The 18,580-nt window shown below is 62.8% G+C and carries 11 protein-coding genes; 7 read left to right on the forward strand and 4 right to left on the reverse strand.

What is annotated here, in order from left to right:
• Positions 1 to 95 precede the first annotated feature (95 nt).
• From AC07SI_RS17220 to AC07SI_RS17230, 3 genes are all read right to left on the reverse strand, one after another.
• Positions 96 to 1,379, reverse strand: a complete 1,284-nt coding sequence (locus AC07SI_RS17220) for an ABC transporter substrate-binding protein (protein ID WP_495006153.1) — start codon at positions 1,377 to 1,379, stop codon at positions 96 to 98.
• Between the two features lie 344 nt (positions 1,380 to 1,723).
• A complete protein-coding gene (locus AC07SI_RS17225; RefSeq protein ID WP_065906623.1) occupies positions 1,724 to 2,629 on the reverse strand; it encodes an AraC family transcriptional regulator in 906 nt (301 codons plus the stop codon).
• Positions 2,630 to 2,701: 72 nt separating this feature from the next.
• Complete coding sequence (locus AC07SI_RS17230) at positions 2,702 to 3,991, reverse strand: glycosyltransferase (RefSeq protein ID WP_495006154.1); 1,290 nt, start codon at positions 3,989 to 3,991, stop codon at positions 2,702 to 2,704.
• A gap of 159 nt (positions 3,992 to 4,150) precedes the next feature.
• Here AC07SI_RS17230 and tpx point away from each other — a divergent pair, with 159 nt between their 5' ends.
• From tpx to AC07SI_RS17265, 7 genes are all read left to right on the forward strand, one after another.
• On the forward strand, positions 4,151 to 4,651 hold the full coding sequence (gene tpx / locus AC07SI_RS17235; protein WP_120448412.1) for a thiol peroxidase: 501 nt from the start codon (positions 4,151 to 4,153) through the stop codon (positions 4,649 to 4,651).
• A 231-nt stretch (positions 4,652 to 4,882) separates the two neighbouring features.
• Positions 4,883 to 6,187, forward strand: a complete 1,305-nt coding sequence (locus tag AC07SI_RS17240; protein ID WP_495006155.1) for an MdtA/MuxA family multidrug efflux RND transporter periplasmic adaptor subunit — start codon at positions 4,883 to 4,885, stop codon at positions 6,185 to 6,187.
• Positions 6,184 to 9,285 (forward strand): MdtB/MuxB family multidrug efflux RND transporter permease subunit, encoded by a 3,102-nt coding sequence (locus tag AC07SI_RS17245; RefSeq protein WP_065906631.1) that lies wholly within the window; start codon positions 6,184 to 6,186, stop codon positions 9,283 to 9,285. The genes AC07SI_RS17240 and AC07SI_RS17245 overlap by 4 nt, the downstream gene beginning before the upstream one ends.
• Entirely contained in the window at positions 9,282 to 12,389 is a 3,108-nt protein-coding gene (locus tag AC07SI_RS17250; protein ID WP_495006156.1) for an efflux RND transporter permease subunit, read from the forward strand. Before AC07SI_RS17245 ends, AC07SI_RS17250 begins: the two co-directional genes overlap by 4 nt.
• Positions 12,390 to 12,556: 167 nt before the next feature.
• Positions 12,557 to 13,966, forward strand: a complete 1,410-nt coding sequence (locus AC07SI_RS17255) for an efflux transporter outer membrane subunit (RefSeq protein ID WP_226939992.1) — start codon at positions 12,557 to 12,559, stop codon at positions 13,964 to 13,966.
• 203 nt (positions 13,967 to 14,169) lie between these two features.
• Positions 14,170 to 16,266, forward strand: a complete 2,097-nt coding sequence (locus tag AC07SI_RS17260; RefSeq protein WP_065906635.1) for a putative bifunctional diguanylate cyclase/phosphodiesterase — start codon at positions 14,170 to 14,172, stop codon at positions 16,264 to 16,266.
• Between the two features lie 54 nt (positions 16,267 to 16,320).
• Positions 16,321 to 17,067 carry an SDR family oxidoreductase gene (locus AC07SI_RS17265; RefSeq protein WP_065906637.1) on the forward strand — a complete coding sequence of 249 codons (747 nt, stop codon included), beginning with the start codon at positions 16,321 to 16,323 and terminating at the stop codon, positions 17,065 to 17,067.
• Positions 17,068 to 17,111: 44 nt separating this feature from the next.
• On the opposite strand, the gene mapR is transcribed toward AC07SI_RS17265, so the two are convergent.
• On the reverse strand, positions 17,112 to 18,521 hold the full coding sequence (gene mapR, locus AC07SI_RS17270; RefSeq protein ID WP_065906638.1) for a GntR family transcriptional regulator MpaR: 1,410 nt from the start codon (positions 18,519 to 18,521) through the stop codon (positions 17,112 to 17,114).
• Between the last annotated feature and the right edge of the window lie 59 nt (positions 18,522 to 18,580).

The raw sequence follows: 18,580 nt of genomic DNA on the forward strand, positions 1-18,580 counted from the left end.
AACGAGAATCGGAGCGCGGTCAGGGTGGGAACTGGCTTGCCTGCATCGCCGGCAAGCCAGTTCCCACATAAAGCAGTTACGGCGGTGTGCCGGCTTTATTTGGGATAACCCGCCCGCTTCATTTCACGCTCGGTGGTGGTCTGCGCGGCGGTCAATGCAGCATCCACCGTCTGCTGACCGGTCAGCGCACCCGAGAAGAACTTGCCGACCTGGGTACCAATCGCCTGGAATTCAGGAATGGTCACCAACTGGATCCCGATATACGGCACGGGCTTGAGGGTCGGTTTGGTCGGGTCGGCGACTTTCAGCGATTCGAGGGTCACCTTGGCAAACGGCGCGGCCTTCATGTACTCGTCGCTGTAGGTCGATTTGCGCGTACCCGGCGGTACGTTGGCGATGCCGTCGGTCTTGGCCACCAACTGGCTGTATTCCTTGGAAGTCGCCCAACTGGTGAACACCTTGGCGGCGTCCTTGGCCTTGGAACTGGTCGGGATCGCCAGTGACCAGGAGTAGAGCCACGAGGTGCCCTTGTCGGTCTTCTCGTGCGGGGCAAAGGTGAAGCCGACATGGTCAGCCACTTTGCTTTGGGTCTTGTCGGTGACAAACGAGCCGGCCACGCTGGCGTCGATCCAGATTGCGCACTTGCCGCTGTTGAACAGCGCCAGGTTTTCGTTGAAGCCGTTGCTGGAGGCACCCGGCGGGCCGGATTTCTTCATGTTGTCGACGTAGAAGTTCAGCGCGTCTTTCCATTCGGGGCCGGTGAATTCCGGCTGCCACTTCTCATCGAACCAGCGCGCCCCGTAGCCGTTGGCCAGGGTGGTGATCAGCGCCATGTTTTCGCCCCAACCGGCCTTGCCGCGCAGGCACAGGCCGTATTGCTCTTTGCTCTTGTCGGTGAGTTTGGCCGCGAATTCGCCGATCTGGGTCCAGGTCGGGTGCTCGGGCATGCTCAGCCCGGCGTCCTTGAACAGGTCGGTGCGGTAATAGGTGATCGAGCTTTCGGCGTAGAACGGCAGGGCATACAGCGAACCCTTGACGGACAAACCGTCACGCACCGAAGGGAATACATCATCGAGGTCGTAGGAAGCCGGCAGATCCTTCATCGGTTCCAGCCAGCCCTTGGCGCCCCAGAGTGCGGCTTCGTACATGCCGATGGTCAACACGTCGAACTGCCCGCCTTGGGTGGCGATGTCAGTGGTCAGGCGTTGGCGCAGCACGTTTTCTTCAAGCACCACCCAGTTCAGCTTGATATCCGGATGCTCGGTCTCGAAGGTTTTCGAGAGCTTTTGCATGCGGATCATGTCGCTGTTGTTGACGGTGGCAATGGTCAGGGTTTGCGCGCCAAAGCTGACGGCGCTGAGGGTCATGCATACAGTCATGCAAGAACAGGCAAGCAGAGTTTTTGCTGTGAACTTCATCGCGCACTCCATTTCTGCGCCCAGGGGCTGCAGAAGGACAGTTATTGTTGTTGTGTCTTCCCGCGAACGGCCAGGAAGAGTGTGCGTTGATTACAGCCTTCAAATGGGGTTATGACAAATCCTTGGGCGCACTTGCACTGATACTTTTTTGCACTCGCGTTGAAAGCAGCTGAAACGATTCGCCGAGTGTGTCCCCCGGCAGGCTGGCGATGCTCGTAGACGAATACGCGCAAACCTGGATCAACGCGGCGTTTGTGGGACGTTCGCCGGCAAGCCGGCTGCTACGGGACCGTACAGCGTTCGGTTCAGGCCAGGTTCTGCTCGGTGAGCCGCTGCACCGCCAGGCGCCGATAGTGGGAAGGGGTCATGCCTTTCAATTGCTGGAAACGCCGATTGAAGTTGGAGATGTTGTTGAATCCCGACTCAAAGCACACGTCCGTCACCGCCTTGTCGCCATCGGCCAGCAGTTCGCAGGACTTGCTGATGCGCAACCGGTTCACAAACTCGATAAACGTGCGGCCGGTGGCCTGCTTGAACACCCGGGAAAAATACGTCGGCTTCATCCCCAGGTATTCCGCGACTTCCTCCAGCGGCAACTCGCGTGCGTAGTGGGCGAAGATGTAGTCCACCGCGCGGTTGGTGCGGTCCACGCTGTGTTCGTCTGCCAGGTGCGCGGTATTTACCCCCGACAGCAACTGGTAGTCCTCACACGCGCTGAGCACCTCCAACAGAATGAAAAAGTGCCCCAGGCGCGCCATGCCCTGGGCATCCTCGATGCGCTGCATCAGGGTCATGGCCTGGGCGATGGTCTTTTTGCAGCGAAATTCGATGCCGTATTGCGCCCGTTCCAGCAGCGGCGTGAGCGTCTTGAGTTCGGCGAAAATATGGCTGCCGTGCTCGAACAGCTCATCGGTGAAGTTCACCAGCATGTCGCGCTTGGGCACCACCTCGTCTTCCTCGACCTGGCTGATCCAGTTGTGCGGCAGGTTGGGGCCGGTGAGAAACAGGCTTTCGGGGTAGAAATTGCCGATGTAGTCGCCGATAAACACTTTGCCCGAACTGGCGACGATCAGGTGCAGCTCGTATTCCTTGTGGAAATGCCAGCGCACCAGCGGGCAGGGGAAGCCGTGTTGGCGATAGATGATGGACAGACCGTTGTGATCGTCCATCAGCTCGTAGGAAGGGTCGGTGATTCGCGCTGCTCGGGTCATGCTGCCGTCGCTTTATTGTGGTTGCTGCCTGGGATAATGCCCCCTCGCGCGCGACCTCGCCAGCACCGGTGTTCAGGCGAGGCGGTTTTTGGCCTCGATCCACTGGGACATGTACTGCGTACTTTTATGCGCGTGATGGCGCAGCATGCTGCCGGTGAAGTTATCCCGGCGATGGGCGGCAAGGTGGCTGCGGCAGTGTTCCAGGCAGGCCACCAGCGCCGGGCCGTGCAGATCCTGGTCATAGCGGCTGGCCAGTAACTGGCGGCCGCGTTCCTGCGCCTGGGTCCAGCGTTCGCGGTCCTGGTACAGGCTGACCGCCGCAGCGGCGAATGCCTGCGCGTCCTCGGCGATTACGCCGGGCCAGGGCTGCTCGTCGCCCATGGCTTCGGCGCCGATCGGCGTGGTGATATTCGGCGTGCCACACAGCATGGCATCGGCCAGCTTGCCCTTGATACCGGCACCAAAGCGCAGCGGCGCGAGGCAGATGCGTGCAGCGGTCATCACTTGCAGCGCGTCTTCGGCCCAGTTCATCACGTGGAAGCCTTGCGCCGGGTTGTGCAGGGCGGTGGCCTTGGGCGGGGTGTAGGCGCCGTAGATATGCAACTGGGCGCCGGGCAATTGCTGGCGGATCAGCGGCCACAGGCTGTTCTTCATCCACAGCACCGCATCCCAGTTGGGCGCGTGGCGGAAGTTGCCGATGCTGAGGAAGTGCGCGCGGTCTTCAAACGGCACAAACGCCGCGGTCGGCGGCTGCAGCATCAGCGGGCACCAGTGGAGCAGGGCGGCGGGCACCTTGAACTGCTCGGTGAGCAGGCGGATTTCGACGTCGGAGATCATCAGGCTGATGTCACAACGATAAATCGCGGCGATTTCGCGCTTGGCCAGGTCGGTGTCGGCCATCAACTCGAATTCCTCCCGCAGCGCGGGGGTGAACAGGGCGCTGAAGTCGTCAGTGTCGGGATGGGCCTTGAGGTGCTCCTTGAAGCGCTGCTGGCGCGCGTCCCGCAGGCTTTGCAGGTCGGAGGTCTCGAGCACGCGCAGGGCGTCGGGGCAGCATTTCTCCACGCGCCAGCCGAACTGCTCTTCCATCATGAAACGGTCGAACAGCACGATGTCCGGGGCCAGTTCGCGGATAAAATCGTCGAAACTGCTGTTATTCAGTTCAATCGCGCATTCGCGGATGCCGAGGGCGGGCAGGTCCGCCTTGTGTTCGCCGATGGTCGCCGGACTGCTGAAGGTAATGTCCCAACCTTGTGTAAGAAAACTCTCAAGGATCTGCATCATGTGCCCGCCCGCCGCCGAAGAACGCGGCTCCGGCCAGACATAACCAATGACCAGGACTTTGGTGGCAGGCTGATTCATCAACAACGGCTTCCTTTAAGGGCAGGGCAAAAGCGCGCAATTAAACCACAACCCGGTGGCATGACAATTTGCGTCTGGTGGTAGGTAGCCACGGTACTTTGTGGTTAACTTCGGCCTCTCGAATTCGTTTAACCAAAACCCAGCATAAGGATTCTGTTCATGGCTCAAGTCACCCACCGTGGCAACCCAATCAAGGTTGAAGGCGAGCTGCCGCAAGTCGGTTCCCAGGCTCCGGATTTCATCCTCACCGCCGGCGACCTGTCGGACGCAACCCTGGCGACCTTCGCCGGCAAGCGCAAAGTGCTGAATATCTTCCCAAGCGTCGACACCCCGACCTGCGCGACCTCGGTTCGCAAGTTCAACGCCCAGGCCAATGACCTGAACAACGCCGTAGTCCTGTGCATCTCCAGCGACCTGCCGTTTGCCCAGGCGCGCTTCTGCGGCGCTGAAGGCCTGGAAAACGTGAAAAACCTGTCGGACTTCCGCGACCCGGGCTTCGCCGTTGATTTCGGCGTCTCCATCGCCGAAGGCGCACTGCGTGGCCTGACCGCCCGTGCCGTGGTGGTGCTGGATGAACACGACAAGGTGCTGCACAGCGAACTGGTCAGCGAAATTGGCCAGGAACCCAACTACGAAGCCGCCCTGGCTGTTTTGAAGTAACTGTTTCGGCGCATTACTGTCGTTTTGCAGTAACACGCGTGCTACATGATTGCGGCCTGGCCTAGTCCAGGCCGTTTTTATTTGTCGTTCAGGCGCTTAGCGAAATAGGCAATGGACTAAGGTCAGAAGTTAAAAGTTGTAAGCCCAAGGTAAATAGCCGGTAAAGGCGCTTTTCTTAAAGCGCTCCAGTGCTTATCTTTCAGCCTCCCAAAGAAGAAGCTCTCGCGCCCAATGGTTGATCACTCCATGCAATCCTCCCCCCGCAACTCCCGCCGCTGGCTGTTCGGCCTGCTCGTGCTGCTGGTCATCGCCGGCCTGTGCTGGAAATTCTGGCCCGGCAGCCACAAGGAAGCCGACGCGAAAAAACCGGCTGGGCATGCCGGCAAGTCGGGGATGATGCGCCCGGGCTTCGGCGGGTCTACCGGCCCGATCCCGGTGCGTGTGGCGCCTGCGGTGCTGGGGGAGTTCCCGGTGTACTACAAGGCCTTGGGCACGGTGACGGCGCTCAATACCATCAATGTGCGCAGCCGGGTGGGCGGCGAGCTGGTGAAGATCGCCTTTGAAGAAGGGCAGATGGTCAAGGCGGGCGACCTGCTGGCCGAGATCGACCCGCGCAGCTACCAGAACGCCTTGCTCCAGGCCCAGGGCACGCTGATGCAGAACCAGGCCCAGCTGAAAAACGCCCAGGTCGACGTCGAGCGTTATCGCGGCCTCTACGCCCAGGACAGTATCGCCAAGCAAACCCTGGACACCGCCGAAGCGCTGGTCCTGCAATACCAGGGCACGGTCAAGACCAACCAGGGCGCGGTGGACGACGCCAAGCTCAACCTCGAATTCACCAAGATCCGCGCGCCAATCAGCGGCCGCGTCGGCTTGCGCCAGGTCGACGTCGGTAACCTGGTCGCGGCCAACGACACCACGTTCCTCGCGGTCATCACCCAGACCCAGCCGATCAGCGTGGCGTTCACCCTGCCGGAAAACACCCTGGAAACCGTGCTCGCCCGCTACCACGCCGGTAACAAGCTGCCCGTCGAAGCCTGGGACCGTGGCGACGTGAAGCAGCAGGCCACCGGCGTGCTGCAAAGCCTGGACAACCAGATCGATGTCACCACCGGCACCCTGAAATTCAAGGCGCGGTTCGATAACAAGGACCAGGCACTGTTCCCGAATCAGTTCGTCAATGTGCACCTGCTGGCCGACACCCTGCACAATGTAGTGCTGGCGCCGTCGGCGGCGATCCAGTTCGGCAACACCGGCACCTTTGTCTACGTGCTCGACGGTGACAAGAAGGTCAAGGTCCAGCCCCTGGTGGTCGGCGATACCGACGGCGACAACACGGTGATCAAGGAAGGCCTGAAGGCCGGCGACCGTGTGGTGCTCGAAGGCACCGACCGCCTCAAGGACGGCAGCGAAATCGAAGTGGTCAACGACAGCAGCGAAGTACCGACCACCCCCACCGAACACCTGCAGGGCCAGCCGGCAGCTAAAGGGGAGACCGGCGCCTCCGCCGGCAAGGCGCAAAAGGTCGGTTCATGAACCTGTCGCGGCTGTTTATCCTCCGCCCGGTCGCCACCACGCTGAGCATGCTGGCGATTGTGTTGGCCGGCATCATCGCGTATCGCCTGCTGCCGGTATCGGCGTTGCCCCAGGTGGACTACCCGACCATCCGGGTGATGACCCTGTACCCCGGCGCCAGCCCCGATGTGATGACCAGTGCGGTGACCGCGCCGCTGGAGCGCCAGTTCGGGCAAATGCCCGGTCTCACCCAGATGGCGTCCACCAGCTCCGGCGGCGCGTCGGTGCTGACCCTGCGCTTCAACCTCGACATCAATATGGATGTCGCCGAGCAACAGGTGCAGGCCGCGATCAACGCCGCCACCAACCTGCTGCCCAAGGATTTGCCGGCGCCGCCGGTGTACAACAAGGTCAACCCGGCGGATACCCCGGTGCTGACGCTCGCGATCACCTCCAAGACCATGCTGCTGCCCAAGCTCAACGACCTGGTCGACACGCGCATGGCGCAGAAAATCGCGCAGATCAGCGGCGTCGGCATGGTCAGCATCGCCGGCGGCCAGCGCCAGGCCGTGCGCATCAAGGTCAACCCCGAGGCCCTGGCGGCCAACGGCTTGAACCTGTCGGACGTGCGCACCCTGATCGCCGCCTCCAACGTCAACCAGCCCAAGGGCAACTTCGACGGCCCCACGCGAGTGTCGATGCTGGATGCCAACGACCAGTTGGTCTCGCCGCAGCAATATGCCGAACTGATCCTGGCCTACAACAATGGCGCGCCGCTGCGCCTTAAAGACGTGGCTGAAATTGTCGACGGTGCGGAAAACGAGCGCCTCGCCGCCTGGGCCAATGAAAACCAGGCCGTGCTGCTGAATATCCAGCGCCAGCCGGGTGCCAACGTGATCGAGGTGGTCGACCGTATCAAGGCGCTGCTGCCGAGCATCACCGACAACCTGCCGGCCGGCCTCGATGTGACGGTGCTGACCGACCGCACCCAGACCATCCGCGCCTCGGTCACCGATGTGCAACACGAATTGCTCATCGCCATTGCCCTGGTGGTGATGGTGACGTTCCTGTTCCTGCGCCGCGTCAGCGCCACGATCATCCCGTCCATCGCCGTGCCGCTGTCGCTGGTGGGTACCTTTGGCGTGATGTACCTGGCCGGTTTCTCCATCAACAACCTGACGCTGATGGCCCTGACCATCGCCACCGGCTTTGTGGTGGACGATGCGATCGTGATGCTGGAGAACATCTCGCGCTATATCGAGGAGGGCGAGACACCCTTGAATGCTGCGCTCAAGGGCGCCAAGCAGATCGGCTTCACCCTGATTTCCCTGACCCTTTCGCTGATCGCGGTATTGATCCCGCTGCTGTTCATGGCTGATGTGGTGGGGCGGCTGTTCCGCGAATTTGCCATCACCCTGGCCGTGGCGATCCTGATTTCCCTGGTGGTGTCGCTGACCCTCACGCCAATGATGTGCGCACGCCTGCTCAAGCGTGAACCCAAGGAAGAGGAGCAGGGCCGTTTCTACAAGGCCAGCGGCGCCTGGATCGACTGGCTGATCGAAGCCTACGGGCGCAAGTTGCAGTGGGTGCTCAAGCACCAGCCGCTGACCCTGCTGGTGGCCATCGCCACGCTGGGCCTTACCGTGGTTCTCTATCTGGTGGTGCCCAAGGGCTTCTTCCCGGTGCAGGACACCGGCGTGATCCAGGGGATTTCCGAAGCCCCGCAGTCGATTTCGTTTGCGGCCATGAGCCAGCGCCAGCAGGAGCTGGCGAAGATCATCCTCGCCGACCCGGCGGTGGAAAGCCTGTCGTCGTATATCGGCGTGGATGGCGATAACGCCACGCTGAACAGCGGTCGCTTGCTGATCAACCTCAAGCCCCATGGCCAGCGCGACTTGAGCGCGGCCCAGGTGATCACCCGCCTGCAACCGGAAATCGACAAGATGGTCGGCATCCGCCTGTTCATGCAGCCGGTGCAGGACCTGACCATCGAAGACCGCGTCAGCCGCACGCAGTACCAGTTCAGCATGTCCTCGCCGGACGCCGACCTGCTGGCGCTGTGGAGCGACAAGCTGGTGCACGCCCTGAGCCAGATGCCGGAACTCACCGACGTGGCCAGCGACCTGCAGGACAAAGGCCTGCAGGTGTACCTGGTAATCGACCGTGATGCGGCCTCGCGCCTGGGTGTCAGTGTGTCGACCATTACCGACGCGCTGTATGACGCCTTCGGCCAGCGGCAGATTTCGACCATCTATACCCAGGCCAGCCAGTACCGCGTGGTGCTGCAGGCGCAGTCCGGGGAAACCCTCGGCCCTGCGGCGCTGAACCAGATCCACGTGAAAACCACCGATGGCGGCCAGGTGCGCCTGTCCAGCCTGGCCCATGTGGAGCAACGCCAGGCGCAGTTGGCGATTGCGCATATCGGTCAGTTCCCGGCGGTGATGATGTCGTTCAACCTGGCCCCCGGCGTCGCGCTGGGCAAAGGCGTGGAGCTGATCAACCAGGCGCAGAAGGACATCGGCATGCCGGTGGGCGTGCAGACCCAGTTCCAGGGCGCGGCGCAGGCGTTCGAGGCGTCGTTGTCGAGCACCTTGCTGCTGATCCTGGCGGCGGTGGTCACCATGTACATCGTGCTCGGCGTACTCTACGAGAGTTACATTCACCCGATCACCATCCTGTCCACGTTGCCGTCGGCGGCGGTGGGAGCCTTGCTGGCGTTGCTGCTCAGCGGCAATGACCTGGGCATGATCGCGATCATCGGCATCATTTTGCTGATCGGTATCGTGAAGAAGAACGCGATCATGATGATCGACTTCGCCCTCGACGCCGAACGCAACCAGGGCCTCGACCCGCAGACCGCGATCTACCAGGCGGCGCTGTTGCGTTTCCGGCCGATCCTGATGACCACCCTGGCCGCACTGTTTGGTGCGGTGCCGCTGATGCTGGCCACCGGTTCCGGTGCCGAACTGCGTCAGCCCCTGGGCCTGGTGATGGTCGGCGGTTTGCTGGTGAGCCAGGTATTGACGCTGTTCACCACGCCGGTGATCTACCTGTACTTCGATCGCCTGGGCCGACGCTGGCGCAAAGAGCCGCAAAGCCTGGAGCCGGTTGAGTCATGAATTTGTCCGGACCGTTCATTCGCCGGCCGGTAGCCACGATGCTGCTGAGCCTGGCGATCATGTTGCTGGGGGGCGTGAGCTTCAACCTGCTGCCGGTGTCGCCGTTGCCGCAGATCGACTTCCCGGTGATCGTGGTGTCGGCTAGCCTGCCGGGGGCCAGCCCCGAGGTGATGGCGTCCACCGTGGCCACGCCGCTGGAGCGCTCCTTCGGCGCGATTGCCGGCATCACCACCATGAGCAGCTCGTCGAGCCAGGGCTCCACGCGGGTGATCCTGGCATTTGACTCCGACCGCGACATCAACGGCGCGGCGCGAGAAGTGCAGGCGGCAATCAATGCTTCGCGCAACCTGCTGCCCAGCGGCATGCGCAGCATGCCCACCTACAAGAAGATCAACCCGTCCCAGGCACCGATCATGGTGCTGTCGCTGACCTCGGACGTGTTGCAGAAGGGCCAGTTGTACGACCTGGCGTCCACCATCCTTTCGCAAAGTCTGTCCCAGGTGCCGGGCGTGGGCGAAGTGCAGATCGGCGGCAGTTCCCTGCCGGCGGTGCGCATCGAGCTGGAACCCAAGGCCCTCGACCAATACGGCGTGGCTCTGGACGACGTGCGCAACACCATCGCCAACGCCAACCAGCGGCGGCCCAAGGGCTCCCTGGAAGACAGCGAGCGCAACTGGCAGATCCAGGCCAACGACCAGCTGGAAAAAGCCAAGGACTATGAGCCGCTGCTGATTCGCTACCAGAACGGCGCGGCCCTGCGCCTGGGTGACGTGGCGAAGATCAGCGACGGCGTCGAAGACCGCTACAACAGTGGTTTCTTCAACAATGACTCGGCGGTGCTGCTGGTGATCAACCGCCAGTCCGGCGCCAACATCATCGAGACCGTCAGGCAGATCAAGGCGCAACTGCCGGCGTTGCAGGCGGTGCTGCCGTCCAGCGTCAAGCTCAGCCTGGCCATGGACCGCTCGCCGGTGATCACCGCCACTTTGCATGAAGCCGAGATGACCTTGCTGATTGCGGTGGGGCTGGTGATCCTGGTGGTCTACCTGTTCCTCGGCAACTTCCGTGCGTCGCTGATCCCGACCCTGGCGGTGCCGGTGTCGCTGGTGGGCACGTTCGCGATCATGTACCTGTACGGATTCTCGTTGAACAACTTCTCGTTGATGGCGCTGATCCTCGCCACCGGCCTGGTGGTCGACGATGCCATCGTGGTGCTGGAGAACATTTCCCGGCATATCGACGACGGCGTGCCGCCGATGAAGGCGGCGTACCTGGGCGCCCAGGAAGTGGGCTTCACCTTGCTGTCGATGAACGTGTCGCTGGTGGCGGTGTTCCTGTCCATCCTGTTCATGGGCGGCATTGTCACCAACCTGTTTCGCGAATTTTCCATCACGCTGTCGGCGGCGATCATTGTGTCGCTGATTGTTTCGCTGACCCTGACGCCGATGCTCTGCGCGCGCTGGCTCAAGCCGCATGTGAAAGGGCAGATGACCGGCCTGCAGCGCTGGAGCCAGAAGATCAACGACCGCATGGTCGCCGGCTACGCCACCAGCCTCGACTGGGTGCTGCGCCACCGCCGCCTGACCCTGCTCAGCCTGTTGCTGACCATCGGCGTGAACGTGGCGCTGTACGTGGTGGTGCCGAAAACCTTTATGCCGCAGCAGGACACCGGCCAGTTGATCGGTTTTGTGCGCGGTGATGACGGGCTGTCGTTCAGCGTGATGCAGCCGAAGATGGAAACCTTCCGCAAGGCCGTGCTCAAGGACCCGGCAGTGCTCAGCGTGGCCGGCTTTATCGGCGGCAACAACGGCACCAACAACGCGGTGATGCTGGTGCGGCTCAAGCCGATCAGCGAGCGCAAGATTTCCGCCCAGGCGGTGATCGAGCGCCTGCGCAAGGATGTACCGCTGGTGCCGGGCGGGCGCCTGTTCCTGATGGCCGACCAGGACCTGCAATTTGGCGGCAGCCGCGACCAGACCAGCGCGCAGTACTCCTACATCCTGCAAAGTGGTGACCTGGCCGCATTGCGCCTGTGGTACCCGAAAGTGGTCGCCGCCTTGCGCGAGCTGCCGGAGCTGACCGCCATCGACGCCCGCGAAGGGCGCGGCGCGGCCCAGGTCACGCTGATTGTCGACCGCGACCAGGCCAAGCGCCTGGGCATCGATATGAACATGGTCACGGCGGTGCTCAACAACGCCTACAGCCAGCGGCAGATCTCGACCATCTATGACAGCCTCAACCAGTACCAGGTGGTGATGGAGGTCAACCCCAAATACGCCCAGGACCCGATCACCCTCAACCAGATGCAGGTGATTACCTCCACGGGCGCACGGGTGCCGTTGTCGACCATTGCCCATTATGAAAACAGCCTGGCGGACGACCGCGTCAGCCACGAAGGCCAGTTCGCCTCGGAAACCATTGCCTTCGACATGTCGCCCGGCGTCACGGTGGAGCAGGGCACGGCCGCCATCGAGCGGGCGATTGCCAAGGTCGGCCTGCCGGAAGACGTGATCGCCAAGATGGCCGGTACTGCCGATGCCTTCGCGGCCACGCAGAAAGGCCAGCCGTTCATGATCCTCGGCGCGCTGGTGGCGGTGTACCTGGTGTTGGGCATCCTGTATGAAAGCTACATCCACCCGCTGACGATCCTCTCGACGCTGCCGTCGGCCGGGGTTGGCGCCATGCTCGCCATCTACCTGACCGGGGGCGAGTTCAGCCTGATCTCCTTGCTGGGGCTGTTCCTGCTGATCGGTGTGGTGAAGAAGAACGCGATCCTGATGATCGACCTCGCCCTGCAACTGGAACGCAACGACGGCATGGGGCCGCTGGAGTCGATTCGCAGTGCCTGCCTGCTGCGTTTGCGCCCGATCCTGATGACCACGTTGGCGGCCATCCTCGGGGCCTTGCCGTTGCTGCTTGGCACCGGCGATGGCGCGGAAATGCGCCACCCGCTGGGCCTGACCATTATTGGCGGCCTGGTGTTCAGCCAAGTCCTGACCCTCTACACCACCCCGGTGGTCTACCTCTATCTCGACCGCGCGCGCCACCGTTTCAATGCCTGGCGCGGCGTGCGCACCGATGCTGCCCTGGACACTGCGCTATGACTGACTCAATTCACGCCAACGCACCGCATCCGGTTGCCGTGGCGGACCTCGACAACGCGCCTTGCTCCGCAAGCGCCGGCTTGCCGGCGAAACCCCCTCGGACACCGCGTGTGCCCCGGCTGGGCGCGTTATCGTTGGCGACCTTCGCGAGCAAACTCGCGCCTACGATGGGGCTTGCGCTGCTGCTCAGCGCCTGCGCCGTCGGCCCGGATTACAAGCGCCCGGAAGTGGTCGAGCCTGCACAGTTCAAGGAAGCCCAGGGTTGGCGCCAGGCCACGCCGAGTGATTCCCTGGCCCGTGGCGCCTGGTGGGAGTTGTACGGCGATCGTCAACTCAATGACCTGGTGTTGCGCCTGAACAACTCGAACCAGACCGTGGCCCAGGCCGAGGCGCGCTTTCGCCAGGCCCAGGCCCTGGTGCGCAGTTCGCGCGGGGCGTTTTACCCCACTGTCGACCTGAGCGCCGGCAAAACCCGCGCGAGCCAGGGCACTGGCAGCAGTAACGCGAGCCTCAGCAGTTCCAGCAGTGGCATCCGCGACACCCTCAATGCGCAGTTGGGCGTGAGTTGGGAGGCGGATATCTGGGGCAAGTTGCGCCGTGGCCTGGAAGCCAACGAAGCCAGTGCCGAGGCCAGCTCGGCCGACCTCGCGGCGATGCGCCTGAGCCAGCAGTCGGAACTGGTGCAAAGCTATCTGCAACTGCGCGTGATGGATGAGCAGACGCGCCTGTTGCAAGCGACCCTGGAGACTTATCAGCGCTCCCTGCAAATGACCGAAAACCAATACCGTGCCGGCGTCTCCGGCAAGGATGCGGTCGCCCAGGCGCAGACCCAGCTCAAGACCACCCAAGCCAGCCTGATCGACCTGATCTGGCAGCGCGCCCAGCTGGAAAACGCGATTGCCGTATTGATCGGCGAGGCTCCGGCCAACTTCAACCTGGCGGTGAGCAAGGACATCCCGGCGCTGCCGCAGATTCCGGTGAGCCTGCCGTCGCAACTGCTGGAACGTCGCCCGGATATCGCCTCGGCCGAACGCTCGGTGATCGCCGCCAACGCGAATATCGGCGTGGCCAAGGCAGCCTACTACCCGGACCTGAGCCTGAGCCTGGCCGGCGGTTATTCCAGCAGCACCTACGCCGACTGGATCAGCCTGCCGAACCGCTTCTGGTCGGTGGGCCCCAAGCTGGCCATGACCCTGTTCGACGGCGGCCAGCGCTCGGCGGAAGTCGACCGCAGCGTGGCCTCCTATGACGAAACCGTGGCCAAGTACCGCCAGACCGTGCTCGATGGCTTCCGTGAAGTGGAAAACTACATGGTGCAGCTCAAGGTGCTGGAAGACGAAGCAGTGGTCAGCAATGAAGCACTCGACGCCGCGCGCGAGTCACTGCGCCTGACCCAGAACCAGTACAAGGCCGGGCTGATCGCCTACCTGGACGTGGTGACGGTACAGGCCACCGCGCTGAGCAACGAGCGCACCGTGCTGACCTTGCTGCAGACACGCCTGGTGGCCAGCGTGCAACTGATCGCCGCGTTGGGCGGTGGTTGGGATGGGCAAACGCCCATCGCCGAAAAGGACTGACCCCCCAATTCACTGCCGGCGCCGGCTTGCAAAGGCGGCGTCTGCAGTGCCTTGCGCAGCGCCCGCGAGCCAGATCATTGGCGTCAAATTGCCACTAATGGCGCTCTGATAATTAATCAAGTGCTCAAGAATTAATCTCGCTACAATCGCCCGCTTTGCCATTTCGCACGGGTCTCTCGGGCCCGTTGTGTACGAGAAGTCCCATGCTCATCGGTAGTTATTCCCCCTCGCTCGTCGTGATTTCGCTGTTTGTCGCGATTCTCGCTTCCTACACCGCCCTGGACCTGACCGGTCGTCTCGCGACGGCCAAGGGACGCGCCGTTTACCTGTGGATGGCCGGCGGGGCGTTGGCGATGGGAGTGGGCGTGTGGTCCATGCACTTTATCGGCATGCTGGCGCTGCGCCTGCCGTTTGCCCTGGGGTTTGACCTGGGCATTACCGCGCTGTCGTTATTGATCGCAGTGTTGTCCAGTGGTTTTGCCTTGTGGTTGGTCAGCCAGCCACGATTGCCCGCGTGGCAGCTGGCCTTGGGTGCGCTGATCATGGGGGCCGGCATCGCCAGCATGCATTACACCGGCATGGCCGCGATGCGCATGACCCCCGGCATCGACTACGACCCCACCTTGTTTGGCGCCTCGTTGCTGATCGCGGTGGTGGCCTCCGGTGCTGCGCTGTGGATTGCGTTCAATCTGCGCCGCAACACCCCCTACGTGCGCCTGGCCCGGGGCGGCGCGGCGGTGGTGATGGGGATCGCCATCGTCGGCATGCACTACACCGGCATGGCGGCGGCGCAATTTGCCGATGAGAGCTACTGCGGCGCCGCGTTGAGCGGCTTGAGCGGCAAGGGCCTGGATAACCTGGTGCTGGTGACCTCGTTGGCGGTGTTGATCATCGCGTTGCTGACCTCACTGCTCGATGCGCGCCTGGAAGCCCGCACGGCCGTACTCGCCGACTCGCTGACCCTGGCCAATCAGGAACTCACCCACCTGGCGCTGCACGACATGCTCACCGGCTTGCCCAATCGCACGTTGCTGGCGGATCGCATTCAACAGGCCATGCAAGCGGTGAAAGAGCAGGGCGGTTGCTTCGCGCTGATGTTTATCGACCTCGACGGCTTCAAGCCGGTCAACGATGCCTTTGGTCACCATATGGGCGACCAACTGTTGCGCGAAGTCGGCCTGCGCCTGCGCGAGGACCTGCGCAGTCAGGACACCCTGGCGCGCATCGGCGGGGATGAGTTTGTGTTGCTCGTACAACTGACCCAGCCGGATGACGCCCTGGGCCTTGCTGAGCGCCAGGTGGTACTGATCAACCGCGCGTTCCAGGTGGCCGAGCATGAACTGAAAATCTCCGCCAGCGTCGGCATCGCCATGTTCCCGGGCAATGGCAACAGCCCCCAGGAACTGCTGATGAACGCCGACGCCGCGATGTACCACGCCAAGGGCATGGGCAAGAACGGCTACAGCTTTTTCGATGTGTCGATGAATACCAATGCGCGCAAGCAGCTGCAGTTGCTGCAGGACCTGCGCAATGCCGTCGAGCAGCAGCAATTTCGCCTGTACTACCAGCCCAAGTTCGATGCGGTCAGTGGCATCCCGGTCGGTGCCGAGGCGTTATTGCGCTGGGAACATCCGCAACAGGGCCTGTTGCTGCCGGCGACCTTTATCGAGCTGGCGGAGAAGACTGGCCTGATCATTCCGATTGGTGAGTGGGTGCTCGACGAGGCCTGCCGCCAGATGAGTCTGTGGTACGCGCAGGGCTATGAAGACTGGCGCATCGCCGTGAACCTCTCGGCGCTGCAGTTCTGCCATGCCGGGCTGGTCAAAAGTGTCGCCACGGCACTCGCGCGGCACCAGTTGCCGGCCAACAGCCTGACCCTGGAAATCACCGAGACCACCGCCATGAGCGATGCCGATGCGAGCATGACGGTGTTGCAGCAGTTGTCGGAAATGGGCGTGGATTTGTCCATTGACGATTTCGGCACCGGCTATTCCAGCCTCATGTACCTCAAGCGCTTGCCCGCCAACGAGTTGAAGATCGACCGCGGCTTCGTGCGTGACCTGGAGCACGACAGCGACGATGCCGCCATCGTCTCGGCGATCGTTGCCCTGGGCCAGGCCCTGGGCTTGCGGATTGTCGCCGAGGGGGTGGAGACCGATGTGCAGCAGAATTTCCTCACCCGGCTGGGGTGTAATTCCCTGCAGGGCTACCTGCTCGGCCATCCGCTGCCGGCCGACAGTTTCATGCTCGACATCCAGCGTGCCGAAGAGGCAGTCGCGCCTGACAAAAGCCGTGCGTGACGGTTAGTATTGGATCCAACCATAACCATCAGGTTGGATCAGGAGACCGCACGCATGGACAAAGTTGTCATCATCACCGGGGGTAGCCGCGGGATTGGCGCCGAGACGGCACTGCTGGCAGCTCGCGAGGGCTATCGCATCTGCATCAACTACCAGTCCGATGAAACCGCCGCCCACAGCGTCCTCGAACAGGTGCGTGCCTTGGGCGCCCAGGCGATTGCCGTGCGCGCGGATGTCAGCATTGAAGATGAGGTGATCGCGCTGTTCAACCGTGTGGATGCCGAGTTGGGGCGTGTCACCGCGTTGGTCAACAACGCCGGCACCGTCGCGCACAAGGCGCGGGTCGATGAAATGTCTGAATTCCGCATCCTGAAAATCATGAAGACCAACGTGCTCGGCCCGATCCTCTGCGCCAAGCACGCGGTGCTGCGCATGTCGCCCAGGCATGGCGGGCAGGGTGGCAGTATCGTCAACGTGTCATCGGTGGCGGCGCGCCTGGGTTCGCCGGGGGAGTACGTTGACTATGCGGCCTCCAAGGGCGCACTCGACACCTTTACCCTGGGCCTGTCCAAAGAGGTCGCGGGCGAGGGCATTCGCGTCAACGCGGTACGCCCGGGGTATATCTTCACCGACTTCCACGCCTTGAGCGGCGACCCGGACCGCGTCAGCAAACTCGAATCCGGTATCCCCATGGCCCGTGGCGGACGCCCGGATGAAGTCGCGGAAGCGATTATCTGGTTGCTGTCAGACAAGGCCTCGTATGCCACCGGTACGTTCCTGGACCTGGGCGGCGGCCGTTGATGTTGAAGTGAGGGAGCAAGCGCCCTCGCCACAAGGCATCGGGATCAAAAGGAGCGGACGATCCGCCCCAAGGTCTCCATGGCTTTTTCCGACGCTTCAGTCCACGGGCTGCCGTAGTTCAGGCGGATGCAATTGCGAAAGCGCTGGGTAGCCGAGAAAATCGGGCCCGGCGCAATGCTGATGCCTTGCGCCAGCGCCATCTGGAACAGCTTCAATGAGTCGGTTTGCTCGGGCAATTCCAGCCACAGGAAATAGCCGCCGGCCGGTTGGCTGACGCGGGTCTGGGCCGGGAAGTAACGCGCAATGGCGGCGAGCATGGCGCTTTGCTGTTCCTCCAGGGCATAGCGCAATTTGCGCAGGTGCCGGTCGTAGCCGCCGTGCTGCAGATAATCGGCAATCGCCGCCTGGGCCGGCATCGATGGGCACAGCGAGGTCATCAGCTTCAGGCGTTCGACTTTCTGCGCATAGCGCCCGGCGGCCACCCAGCCCACGCGATAGCCGGGCGCGAGGCTCTTGGCGAAGGAGCCGCAGTGCATCACCAGGCCCTCGGTATCAAACGCCTTGGCCGGTTTCGGCGCGTGTTGGCCGTAATACAACTCGGCGTACACATCGTCTTCGATCAGTGGCACCTGATGGCTGCGCAGCAGTTCTACCAGCGCCTGCTTCTTGGCCTCTGGCAGCGTCGCGCCCATCGGGTTCTGGAAGCTGGTCATGGTCCAGCAGGCCTTGATCGGGTAGCGCTCCAGGGTTTGTGCCAGCGCGTTGAGGTCAATGCCGTCGCGCGGGTGCACGGGGATTTCGACTGCCTTGAGTTTCAGGCGTTCGAGCACTTGCAGGCAGGCGTAGAACGCCGGGGCCTCGATCGCGACCAGGTCGCCGGGTTCGGTCACGGCCTGCAGGCACAGGTTGAGTGCCTCGAGGGCGCCATTGGTGATCAGCAGTTCTTCCATGGGCAGCATCAGCCCGCCGACCATGTAGCGCAGGGCAATCTGCCGACGCAGTTGCGGGTTGCCCGGCGACATGTCGGTGACCACCAGGCGCGGGTCCATCTCGCGGCTGGCGCTGGCCAGGGAGCGGGCCAGGCGCGGCAGCGGGAACAGCATCGGGCTGGGGAAGGCCGAGCCGAACGGCACGGTGTTGGGGTCCTTGATCGAGTCGAGCACCGAGAACACCAGTTCGCTCACATCCACTTCAGTGGACTCGTGCACGTGCTCGCTCACCACCGGCTCGGAAAACGGGCTCGGTGCGTGGGTATTGACGAAGTAACCCGAGCGCGGCCGGGCGCGGATCAGCCCACGTCGCTCGAGCAGGTAATACGCCTGGAACACCGTGGATGGGCTGACGCCGTAAGTCTGGCTGGCGTAGCGCACCGAAGGCACACGCTGGCCGGGGCCGAGCACGCCGGAGCGGATCAGTTCTGCAATGTCGTCGGCAAATTTTTCGTAGCGTTTCATGGGGGCCTAATCAGCTTTTTGAAAGTGTACGCAAGTCCATGGCAGGCGCCGGCAAGTCA

The organism is Pseudomonas sp. GW821-FHT05D12 (assembly GCF_059419825.1).